The sequence below is a fragment of the Occallatibacter sp. genome, from assembly GCF_049802275.1.
In the GTDB taxonomy this organism is placed as follows: Bacteria; Acidobacteriota; Terriglobia; order Terriglobales; family Acidobacteriaceae; genus Telmatobacter.
This window is the reverse complement of sequence record NZ_JBARMD010000212.1, coordinates 1-8,151: the sequence shown is the minus strand read 5'-3', so window position 1 is coordinate 8,151 and position 8,151 is coordinate 1. Positions and strand designations below refer to the sequence as shown.

The window sequence follows — 8,151 nt, the reverse complement described above, 5'->3', positions numbered from 1 at the left end:
GGATGGTGCCCTGAGAAGGACATACAAAGAATGACAGGCAGATCATGACTCACGCTGTCATGCATGCAGAGGTCGGATCGCATGTTGCTCCATCCACTTCTGAGCGCCGGGTAATAATCGTTGCCTGGATCATCACTATCCTCCTCTCTTCAGCGCCCAACATCCTCTGGCAGGAAACGATGCATCGGGGCACGCCTTGGCTATTCCGGGGAAAGCTGATGCTTGTGCTCGCGTTGCTTGCATTCTCCGCTTTCGTGCGCTTGCTTCGGCCCCTGGCTCCGTACGCCACCGTCTTTCTTGCGATACTGTCCCTGGAACGGCTGGGGCAACTGACTATGGACGCGCCGGCGTTCCTGCGGTGGTTCACGGGTAACTGGGGCCGCTCGATGATGGGCATGCAGTTGATCCGGCTAGGAGCGACAGGCACGCTGATTGCGGTGGTTTGGTTACTTGTTAGAAGCCGCCGGCGTGCTTTCTTGCGGTTGGCCATGCCGGGGGCGCAAGCGCGACCGGTGTGGTATCTGCCGATTCGCAAGCCTATCGCCTGGAGTCTCCTTGGGCCACCCATGGCATTTTTCATTGCTCTCGGGACTCTAACGTTCGTGCTCATAGCCGGGCGGCCCGACGACGCCCGCGTACGCGCCGCTGTACCGCTCTTCCCGCTAATCCTTCTACTTGCTGCGATGAATTCATTCAGCGAAGAATTCTCCTATCGTGCTTCGTTGCTTGCCACTTTGCGATCAGCAGTGGGGGACCGAAATGCTCTATTGCTTACCGCGACCTTTTTCGGACTGGCGCACTACTATGGCGTCCCTTACGGCGTCATCGGAGTGTGCATGTCTGGATGTCTCGGCTACGTGCTGGGTCGCGCGATGCTGGAGAGCGAGGGAATGCTGTGGCCATGGTTCATCCATTTCTTGCAGGATGTGGTGATCTTCAGCTTTCTCGCGATTGGTGCGGTGAGGCCGGGAGGAGGTTAAGTGAGAGAGTCTGGTGGATTCACGATGCCTCATGAGTCTCGTCACAAACTGATCGTGGCGGGATTCTGGTCAAATGCAGCCCGCCTGTTCTTCGCTCTGTGGTATTTATGTGGAAGTCTAAGCCACGTCTGGTATGGGCTGAGGAACAACCACGTATACCAAATACTTGGTCTAACTTCGATCTTCGCGATCTCGCGTGAGCTATGGAATTCAGTTGTCATGCCACACATCACCTTCTTCGCATTGCTGCTCGCGGTCTTTGAGATGACCACCGGGATCTTGATTCTCAGCAGGGGCAAGCTAGTGTGGATCGGGCTGACAGCAAGCCTGTTGTTCAACTTATTCCTTGTCGAGTTGGGTCTTGGATTCCCTGAAGTTCTTTGGTCCGGTCGTGATTTCGTTCTCAACCGTTTGTCGTGCTCGGTGTTCGCCACCCTCCAACTGCCTCTCTTCTGGGTAAGTTTCGATTCGAGCTTTCCTGAATTCCTTCGCGCTCGCCTCCGTTCGCGATCCCCTGAATCAAATACCAGCCACACTTCAATTGGGAGCTAGAATCCGCAGATGAACGAAACTTTTAGCGAACTGAGATCAAATTACGAACGGGAGACCAACCGTTCTCTATCAATGCCTTTGGCAGGGGCACTTGTCTGGCTCGTCATCGCCGCGTGCGGGTATGTGTTGCGAGAGAATCAAGCGACCGTAGTCATGCTTTTTGGAACAGGACTAATTTCCCCAATCGCACTTCTGATCGGCAAGCTGCGCCATGAGACTCTGACTGACCGCTCGAATCCGCTTTCCCGGCTCATGGGCATGAGTGTTCTCATGGTCAATCTCCTATGGGCGGTCCACCTCTCGCTGCTTTTTGGAGCACGACAATTCTTTCCACTCAGTTTGGGAATTGCATTGGGCATTCATTGGATTGTCTATTCCTGGATCATCCAGCATCCGGTAGGACTCATCCATGCCCTTTTGCGGAGCCCCTGTAGTAACGGCCTGGTCCGTTTTTCCAACTCATCGTCTGATCGCTGTACCCATAGTGATCGTGATCGTTTACATGGTTTCACTTGTCTGGATGAGCAAGCGATCAATCGACACACCGGTGCTGGTTATCTCAAACGTATGAGGTGGATTCTGATATGGAACCGGATCAAATATCGAATTCACGCTTGCACAGACCGATAGACCGGGCGATCGGCGTCCTGGAGACACAAGTTATGGGCTGATTTAGGAACAAACCACCGCTTGTCGACATATCTGAAAGAAACATCACGCATCACTTGGAGATATCGAATGAATCTTGCTCTCATCATTGTGTGTGCCGCAGCCGCATCTGCCGCTGCCGTTGTGGTAGTAATGCGTTATCGGAGATCTGGACGCCGCGGCTAGAGTTGGAGGACCATATGACCGAGGTGATGGCAGTGAGATACCGGGCAGTGATGCTGACGAAAAAGGGTGGCCCAGACGTCCTTAAAGTCGTCGAGCTTCCGGTTGAAGATCCTGGTCCCGGAAAGCTGCGAGTACAGGTCCGCGCGGCTGGAGTTGGCGCGACCGATCTGATCATGCTGGAAGGCAACTATCCATTTGCGCCGAAGATCCCGTTCGTTCCCGGTTATGAAGTCGTGGGGATCGTCGATGCGGTTGGCACCGGTGTCAGCGGCTTTGAACTAGGCCAGCGCGTAGCCGCTCTCACAGTGTATGGCGGTTTTGCGGAATATCTCGTACGCGAATCTGAACACTTCGTGCCGGTACCCGATGGCGCCTCCGACACCGATGTGGCCGCGGTAATCCTTAACTTTGTAACCGCATGGCAAATGATTCATCGTGTCGCCAGGGTGCAGCCCGGTCAAACAGCCCTCGTCACAGGAGCAGCTGGGGGAGTTGGCATCGCGGCGCTACAGTTGCTGAGGTTGGCGGGAGTGAAGAGCTACGGCTCCGCATCTGAACGAAAGCATCCCACCGTGCAATCGCTGGGGGCCACGCCAATCGACTATCGGAAGGGGCCCTTGGATCGCCTTCTGCGCACGCTTGAACCCGAAGGAGTAGATTACGTCTTCGACGCAGTGGGCGGATCCAACATCGGCCCGTGCATCAGCGCGTTACGGCGCGGCGGGACTCTGGTCGGATTCGGCTTCGTAGGTGCTCGAGGGATTCTCTCTAAATTGTTGATGTTTGCCAACATCTTCATTGGTGCGCGTCTACGTGGTCGACGCGGCAAATTCTATGGCATCACTGCGCTTTATCGAAAGGATCCGAAACCCTTCCGCGAGGACTTGTCGAAGATCTTCGCGCTACTCGGGGAAAAGAAGATCGACACATTCGTCTCCTGTACTTTCGCCATTCTTGAAGCGAAACAGGCCATTGAACTGCTTGCGTCAGGTTCGGTCGAAGGAAAGATAGTCCTCACAGCGAATTAGGGCGTTCCGACGTTTGCTCTACGCACTGCTGATCGTTTCACCGCCAGTTCCGGATTTCACAACCCACTGTTCACGAGGCTCGGGAGACTGTACCGAGTAGGTTGGTGGAGTAGTGTCAATATGAGTTTCGGCAAACGCAAGGTTGATTTTCTCCATGGTTTGAGGGCTGCCGATATCCCATTGAGGAGACCGGCGGGCTTGATACACCCAGTTGAGTGATTCTTGTCACACTTTTGCCTTTGACGTGCGCAACATTGGAATAGGATTGCTCGGAACCTTTTAACATTCAGAGCGTACTATTTGTTGTGCGAATTCGTGACCGTTGAAGGTCGATCGCGGATTGCAAAAGTGCCACGCCATGGACAGAAGCTCCCGCCCTGGATTTCGACCGGACACCACGCCGGATTGGGATGCAATCCCAAGCGCGGAACGCTGCCCTGAAAACTCGCTCCTTGAATCGTCACCCAATCGAAATCGAATTTACGACCTGCGTAACGGGAGCAGCGACTCAAATGCGTTCTACGCTGAAATGGCGAAGTTCGCAGAAAAGATCGTAGCGCGGATCGATGATCATGCCGGGCCGATCCTGGATGGATACTGCCACTACTTGCGCATCTACAACGAAGAACTACCACGCACTCGTGGTGAATACGTGGTTGAGTTTCTGACTCTAGGAATGGCTATCAGAAGATACGAAACGGTAGCGCAAGCGACATCAAGATGGGTCGTTACACTCGCTCATTGCCTCATCGTGTTGCGCCGGACTGTGCCGATGTTCAAGGCTCCTGCAGACTGGTTGCGGGCGCGGTTTTCCCGTCACTACTTTCTCTCATCGACTCGAAGCACTCGGGAGCGTGAAGCATTGATGAGAGGCAATGTGGGGCAACCGTGGGCTGGGTATTCATTAGCGGGTCTCTCGCAACTGATTCGTTGGCTCAGAGCCACAGGTGAGTATGAGCAAGAGGCTCTTCGACTCAGGAACTGGCGCAATTATCTGGCAACACTCACTCCTGAGAATGCCCTGTGTTGTATAAGCGCAGCGGTCGAGAGTTTTGATGACTTCGCTTGTGAGGCAGCGGCAGGACTCGGCACCTTCACCGAAGGTGTAAATCGATTCTTATCCGGAGAATATGCTCACCGTGGCTGCCGCGAAGATCAGATCTTCTGTGGCCGGCCACCAGTGGAGTATCACCTGAACATGCTAGCTGCCGATGTGATGAATCGTGGTTTGCGGAATTCGTTCGAAAATACGGTGCGCAAGGTTGTGCTGGTGCCGACGTGCTTGCGCGGAGCAAAAGCTGCCACCTGTAAAGCGGCCATCCACGGGGTTGATATGAATTGTGTCGCCTGCGACCCAGATTGTACCGTGAACCGTATTACACAGCGCATGCGAAAACTTGGTGCAAGCGTCTATCTGGTTGCTCACTCCACAGGCTTCAGTCGTTGGCTCAATCGCTGGGAACGTGAGCCAGGCGTCGGTGTAACCGCTGTTGCCTGCATGCTGAATATCCTGCCAGGCGGATATGAAATGCGTTCTCGCAGAATCGCTTCGCAGTGCCTTCCGCTGGATTATCCCGGCTGTAAGAAACACTGGGACCAAGAGGGTCTACCGACGGCCGTAAATGGGGACAGGCTGGTTCAGATTATTGCTGGAGGTAGGCCGTAACCCTGTTACCTGGCGAAGCTCTCCTCTTTAACATTCCTCATATTCTGTGGTCGCGCCGCCCTCAGCACACCACCGGGTACAATCCGAACTTGGATAATCTCTCCGTCTTTTGTAAGCGTACGCCGAGTCTTTCAATTACCCACAAGTTGAACTCTTTTAAATATTGATGCGGAATATTCCGCCTCAAGTCTGGTACTTACACTGAGAAGAAGTCCATGGCGAAGTAAGAGCCATGAAAGCCAGGCGGTTGTCTCGTAGCATTCAGCAGAGGCCAGCGGCGGATTCGGTGGGAAGGGATTCGTGGATAGACAATGAGTTGATGGGATGCGTTTTTCCCGACGCTCGGCACGGCAAACGACTGCGGCAACTACTGGAGCAATTGTCGAGCCGAGTGGGCTCGTCCACTCCGTGGGCGTGCCAGGACTGGGCCAACACCAAGGCCGCCTATCGGTTGCCGGACTGCTGCCATTGCCTTAGTGGTCGGGTTGATCCTTAATGGGCTGAGCGTGTTGCTGCTGATCCGCCTTGGCCTGCTGGCACTGGTGGTTTCCTTCGTCTTCGGATTCTGTTTAATGCACCTTCCACTGACGACCCAGGGCTCCGCGTGGTACGCCGACATAAGTCTTGCCGGGATTCTGCTCCTGGCCGCGATAGCGCTCTATGCGTTCTACATCTCTCTGGGCGGCCGGCCGATTTTCGGAGGTCCCGTCCTAGAAGACTGAGCGGCCGTTCGCCTCCCCACCTCATGGTGAGATAGACGCGTCGGGGGAAGCTGCGATCAAGGCCACGCGCGAGCTATGAACTCAAGATTCATCCGCAGGGGCTGGCAAGTCCGAGTGGAGATCGGTGATTGTAGATAGGTTCCGAAAACGGTTCACGTCGGCACTCTATCGCAATTTGATGGGCGAACGAAAGACCAGAGAGTGTGTGGTAGCCGATGCGGAAGTAACCCGCGTTCTACCGTTTCGGGGTTACTTCCCCATAGACGGTGATTCGCCCGAAACTGAGCGCCGGAGGAGATAGGCAGATGACCAAGAAATTGCGCAGATGTGCGCAAACACCTTCACTGCACACGGCTCCATACGCGCTCCCAAAGATCGAGCCGGGGTTTCAAGGGATCGGTGCCGACGATTACGCCTGAGTTGGTGAAGTGAATCAACCGATCCACGGACGAATCATAGTGCGGCCAGGTTGGACGGCCTTCACTGTTCGGATCGCCGGTCTTTCCGAACTGGACCCAATAGGCGCTCGCGAGGTCTCCCATTATTTTGTCGGTTGATGTGACCTTGTCTTTAACGAGGGCTCCGGGAACGTCGAGCGTGAAGGGTATTTCAAAGCCGTGCTGTGTGCCCATCACCTTTCCGCGTGCTGCTTCGTTGACATAGGCGAAGCGATAAAGATAGACCGGCTGCCCGCTGCGTACCATCAAATTAGCCAAGTGCCTTATAGGCTCAGTCATCGTCCTGTCGGCAAAGACCTGCTGCTTCAGTTCATCGAGGGTCTGATCGCCGAGCGGGTCGTAAAGCTTGCGTGCCTCGGCTGCGTCAGGGCCGAAAATCGTGAAGAGTTGGTCTTTGCTGTCGGCGACTCCGAGGCCAAGATCGCGATCATTGGCTCCCACGATGATGGGTACTTGCGTCCAGTGACCGGCCGCAACCGCTGTCTCGACCGGCTCTGTCAGGAAACGCCCATCGATGATCGACATTGCCATGCCGGGAGGACTGGTGCCAGCCGAAAGAGCTGCAAGCGTCTGAGGTCCGCTCGTTCCTTCGAGCAACTTGGACGCGGGTAGCGCACGCAGTTGCTCCACGGCGGAGGCGCCCTCCCCAGCCACACCAACCGAGCGAGCCCAGTCCGCCGCCGATCTCTCGGCGGATGCAAGGTCCGACGAAGGAATCACTTTGACTCGTCCGCCGGGTGTGCCTGGGGACTGCACAATCGCGCGTTCAAATAGTCCGTGCGACATCGGTGAAACAAGATGAGCCAGAACTGATCCACCCCCGGCAGACTCGCCGAAGATCGTGACTTGTTTCCGGTCTCCGCCAAAGGCCGCGATATTTCGCTGTACCCATTTCAGCGCTGCGAGCTGGTCCATGTATCCATAGTTGCCGCGCACATCATTCGGAGACTCGGCAGCGAGTGCGGGATGGGCAAAGAAGCCGAGCCTGCCCATCCGGTAGTTCATGCTGACTACCACGACGCCTTGCGCCGCCAGAGCGTCGCCGGGGTAAATCGTTGAGCTGCCGTGCACCATCGCACCGCCATGAATCCAGATCATCACCGGATACGGCCGTGTGGATGCCGCTGCGGGTCGCCAGACATTCAGAAAAAGACAGTCTTCAGATTTCAGTACATCGTCGGCCTGCATGCAGGCTGGCCCGAACTGGCTGGCATCTCGCACCCCCGACCACGCGACTGGCGGCTGGGGCACACGCCAACGGAGTTTGTCCGTGGGGGGTGCGGCATAAGGAATGCCCTTCCAACTGATGACGCCGCCTTTCGCGACGCCGCGAACGGCTCCGCTCTCGGTCTTGACGATGGTCGGGTCGGAAGGTTGTGCGTGGACCAACGATGTGAAGGCCAGAACAACTGAAGAAACGAGCGAAAGAGTGATTTGACTTGAATGCATGGGGTCCTCATAGGCCGGGGAAGACTCAGGCAGTCACAGAATCAGAACGCTCCCAATGGGAGTCGGGGTTGTATGGGAAACCAGACTCGCCTGCGACGGTCCAGTCTTCTCACCGGGCGATCTGGATACGCTGCATGATATTCATACTGGAGCAAGGCAGCAACTGGAATATGAACCAGGCGGAAGCCTGTCACTACCAGAATTGTCGAAGGAGGTTCCACGACGCAATTCCGACGGAAATGAGGGGCAATACCGCGGATTGCCACCTGGGTTGGGCGGTATGGACGGCCCGACTCATTCTCCACTTCGGAGACCATTTTTGAGTTGTTGGCGAGTGGTAGCTATCCAAGATCGGAAGCGCTTCGCGCGGAGGAGGTCTAATTGTGAGGCTCGATTTGCTCCGCGAGGCGGTTTCGATTTGGACACGAGAAGGAAGCCGCAGGCGTACTTAGCGGGCGCGGT

At 55.7% G+C, this 8,151-nt stretch carries 8 protein-coding genes; 7 read left to right on the top strand and 1 reads right to left on the bottom strand.

From position 1 onward, the window contains the following. Nucleotides 1-44: 44 nt before the first annotated feature. The 7 genes from WA354_RS07250 (at nucleotide 45) to WA354_RS07220 (ending at nucleotide 5,782) form a co-directional block, all read left to right on the top strand. Nucleotides 45-980 carry a CPBP family intramembrane glutamic endopeptidase gene (locus WA354_RS07250; RefSeq protein WP_472812331.1) on the top strand — a complete coding sequence of 312 codons (936 nt, stop codon included), beginning with the start codon at nucleotides 45-47 and terminating at the stop codon, nucleotides 978-980. Then, nucleotides 981-1,532, top strand: coding sequence for a hypothetical protein (locus WA354_RS07245; RefSeq protein WP_472812330.1), 552 nt, complete (start codon nucleotides 981-983; stop codon nucleotides 1,530-1,532). It abuts the gene before it with no gap. Between the two features lie 9 nt (nucleotides 1,533-1,541). Then, nucleotides 1,542-2,162 (top strand): DUF7010 family protein, encoded by a 621-nt coding sequence (locus WA354_RS07240; RefSeq protein ID WP_472812329.1) that lies wholly within the window; start codon nucleotides 1,542-1,544, stop codon nucleotides 2,160-2,162. Nucleotides 2,163-2,380: 218 nt separating this feature from the next. Next, complete coding sequence (locus tag WA354_RS07235; protein ID WP_472812328.1) at nucleotides 2,381-3,394, top strand: zinc-binding dehydrogenase; 1,014 nt, start codon at nucleotides 2,381-2,383, stop codon at nucleotides 3,392-3,394. A 322-nt stretch (nucleotides 3,395-3,716) separates the two neighbouring features. Continuing rightward, on the top strand, nucleotides 3,717-5,060 hold the full coding sequence (locus WA354_RS07230; protein WP_472812327.1) for a DUF116 domain-containing protein: 1,344 nt from the start codon (nucleotides 3,717-3,719) through the stop codon (nucleotides 5,058-5,060). 232 nt (nucleotides 5,061-5,292) lie between these two features. Next, entirely contained in the window at nucleotides 5,293-5,556 is a 264-nt protein-coding gene (locus WA354_RS07225; protein ID WP_472812326.1) for an IS4/Tn5 family transposase DNA-binding protein, read from the top strand. Continuing rightward, nucleotides 5,546-5,782: a hypothetical protein gene (locus WA354_RS07220; protein WP_472812325.1), complete on the top strand. Its 237-nt coding sequence runs from the start codon at nucleotides 5,546-5,548 to the stop codon at nucleotides 5,780-5,782. Before WA354_RS07225 ends, WA354_RS07220 begins: the two co-directional genes overlap by 11 nt. A gap of 341 nt (nucleotides 5,783-6,123) precedes the next feature. Here WA354_RS07220 and WA354_RS07215 read toward each other — a convergent pair whose 3' ends face one another. After that, on the bottom strand, nucleotides 6,124-7,689 hold the full coding sequence (locus WA354_RS07215; protein WP_472812324.1) for a carboxylesterase/lipase family protein: 1,566 nt from the start codon (nucleotides 7,687-7,689) through the stop codon (nucleotides 6,124-6,126). Nucleotides 7,690-8,151: the final 462 nt, after the last annotated feature.

Excerpts from the sequence above, each read along its gene's own strand:
- WA354_RS07215 (WP_472812324.1), bottom strand. The coding sequence starts at position 7,689 with ATGCATTCAAGTCAAATCACTCTTTCGCTCGTTTCTTCAGTTGTTCTG.
- WA354_RS07225 (WP_472812326.1), top strand. The coding sequence starts at position 5,293 with ATGAAAGCCAGGCGGTTGTCTCGTAGCATTCAGCAGAGGCCAGCGGCG.
- WA354_RS07250 (WP_472812331.1), top strand. The coding sequence starts at position 45 with ATGACTCACGCTGTCATGCATGCAGAGGTCGGATCGCATGTTGCTCCA.
- WA354_RS07240 (WP_472812329.1), top strand. The coding sequence starts at position 1,542 with ATGAACGAAACTTTTAGCGAACTGAGATCAAATTACGAACGGGAGACC.
- WA354_RS07235 (WP_472812328.1), top strand. The coding sequence starts at position 2,381 with ATGACCGAGGTGATGGCAGTGAGATACCGGGCAGTGATGCTGACGAAA.